The organism is Candidatus Deferrimicrobiaceae bacterium (assembly GCA_035256765.1).
Lineage (GTDB): Bacteria > Desulfobacterota > Deferrimicrobia > Deferrimicrobiales > Deferrimicrobiaceae > CSP1-8.
On the sequence record DATEXR010000041.1, the window covers coordinates 1 to 2072 of the forward strand.

General features: G+C 68.3%; 3 protein-coding genes. 2 read left to right on the top strand and 1 reads right to left on the bottom strand.

The features are described from left to right. Nucleotides 1–1309: murein biosynthesis integral membrane protein MurJ (murJ, locus tag VJ307_01355; GenBank protein ID HJX72774.1), on the top strand; the 1309-nt coding region annotated here is incomplete at its 5' end. On the opposite strand, the gene VJ307_01360 is transcribed toward murJ, so the two are convergent. Further along, nucleotides 1296–1712, bottom strand: a complete 417-nt coding sequence (locus VJ307_01360; GenBank protein HJX72775.1) for a hypothetical protein — start codon at nucleotides 1710–1712, stop codon at nucleotides 1296–1298. The genes murJ and VJ307_01360 overlap by 14 nt on opposite strands. A gap of 84 nt (nucleotides 1713–1796) precedes the next feature. On the opposite strand from VJ307_01360, the gene VJ307_01365 reads away from it, so the two are divergent. Then, on the top strand, nucleotides 1797–2072 hold a 276-nt coding region (locus VJ307_01365), incomplete at its 3' end, for an MBL fold metallo-hydrolase (GenBank protein ID HJX72776.1).

Below are 2072 nucleotides of genomic sequence, written 5' to 3' on the forward strand. Positions count from 1 at the left end.
CCTCACCGAGCGCCTGATCCCCCTCATCGCCCCGGGCTTCCCGCCGGACCAGATCCACCTCGCGGCGCGGCTCACCCGGATCGTCCTCCCGGCGCAGCTGTTCTTCTACCTCGGCGGCCTCCTCATGGCGGTGCAGTACGCGCGGAACCGGTTCCTCCTGCCGGCGACCGCACCGATCATCTACAACGCCGGGATCATCCTCGGCGGCCTGCTGCTGGGAAGGAGGATCGGGATGGCGGGATTCGCGTGGGGCGTCCTGGCCGGTTCGTTCGCGGGAAACTTCGTCCTCCAGGCGTTCGGCGCGCGCCGCACGGGCCTTGCGTTCCACCCCCGGTTCGACATCCACGACCCGGGCCTGAAGGAGTTCGTCCGCCTGTCGATCCCGATCATGCTCGGGTTCTCGCTCGTAGTGGTGGACGAGTGGATGACGAGGGTCTTCGGGTCGTTCCTCCTCGCGGGGGCCATCACGTGGCTGAACAACGCCCGGCGGCTCATGCAGGTGCCGGTCGGGATCTTCGGCCAGGCCTCCGGCGTCGCCTCCTACCCCTTCCTGTCCGCCCTCGCCGCGCGGGGGGAGAAGGAGGAGATGTGGGAGATCCTGTCGGCCACCCTGCGCTGGGTCTTCCTCGTGTCGTGCGCGGCGGCCGCTATGATGAGCGTCCTCTCCCGGGAGGTCGTTCTCATCGTCTACAAGCGAGGGGCGTTCACCATCGAGGACACCCTCCAGACGGCGGCCGCGCTCGCCTTCTTCTCGGCCGGGATCCCGATGTGGTGCGCCCAGACGATCGTCTCCCGGGGATTCTTCGCGATGAAGGACACGTGGACCCCCACCCTGGTCGGCACCGGCGCGTGGATTATCACCCTTCCCGTCTACTACTGGCTGACCCAGCGGATGGGGGTAAAAGGCCTCGCGCTAGCGAGCACGATCGGCATCTTCCTGTACGGCGCGGTCCTGTTCGGGATCCTGATGGGGAAGACGGTGGGGAGGAAGAGGGCCCGGGAGATCGGCGAATACGTCAAGATGGCCGTCGCCGGGGCGGCCGCGGCGTTCGGCGGACAGTACTTCCTGGACGCGCTTTCCCGGTATACGTCGTGGGAGACATTCCCGGGCGCGCTCACCCGGTTCGCCGCGGGGGGAGCGGCCGTGGCGCTTTTCTACACCCTGTCCGTGCTCCTGCTGCGAAGCCGGACGGCCAAGGAGATCCACGGCAGGAAAGACCTGTTCCGCCCCCCCCGCTTGCCCGACGCCGGGGAGCCGGGCGAACCGCTCGCCCCGGAGCCGCAGGACCCGCCGTCTACAGGCGCATGAACGTGTCCTCCCCGGCAAGAGCCCGCCGCAGATCCTCCCTCTCCGCCACGTTTTCCCCCACGCGGCAGCTCCTCCGGCCGAAGAGGGACTTGGTCCCTCCCACGATCGCCACCCTGGCGAGTTCGATGCGCCTCGCGCGAAGCCCGAGCGTCCCCTTCCCCCACTGGCGGATCTTGAGGAGGAGAAGCCCCAAACCCACCTTCTTGGCGCGCCCCTCGCAGACGACGCCCACGATCCGCACCGGCTCGAGGCTGCCCGGGGAGGCGTGGCGGCGCACCTCGGACAGCGCCTTCGCCGTGGAGTTCGCCACGATCACGGAGTACCCGCTCGCCGCGGCCATCCGGCCCACCGAGGCGATCTCCTCCTTCGACAGACAGAAAGGGAGCAGGAGGATCTTCTTCATCCGGTCCGCCGCCGTCCGGGAGATGGAATCGATCCATGATATCCCGATTCCCGCCTCCCCTGCCGGGAAAGCCGGGAGGCGCACGTGATCCGCCGTCTCGCCGAACGGATCCTGCTGATCGAAGGCGAAAAAGGCGGCCGGTACCCGCATTCCCACTCGCTCTACCTGCGGGACGGAGGAGGCATTCTCGTCGACTGCGGTTCGGACATCGGCGAAATCGAGCGGCTTCGGGAGGAAGAGGGTCTCGCGGCGATCCTTCTGACCCACTACCACGAGGACCACTTCCTCTTCCTGCACCGGTTCCCCGAGGTGGAGGTGTGGGCGTCGGAAGGCGACGCCCCCGCCCTCGAGTCGTTCGAC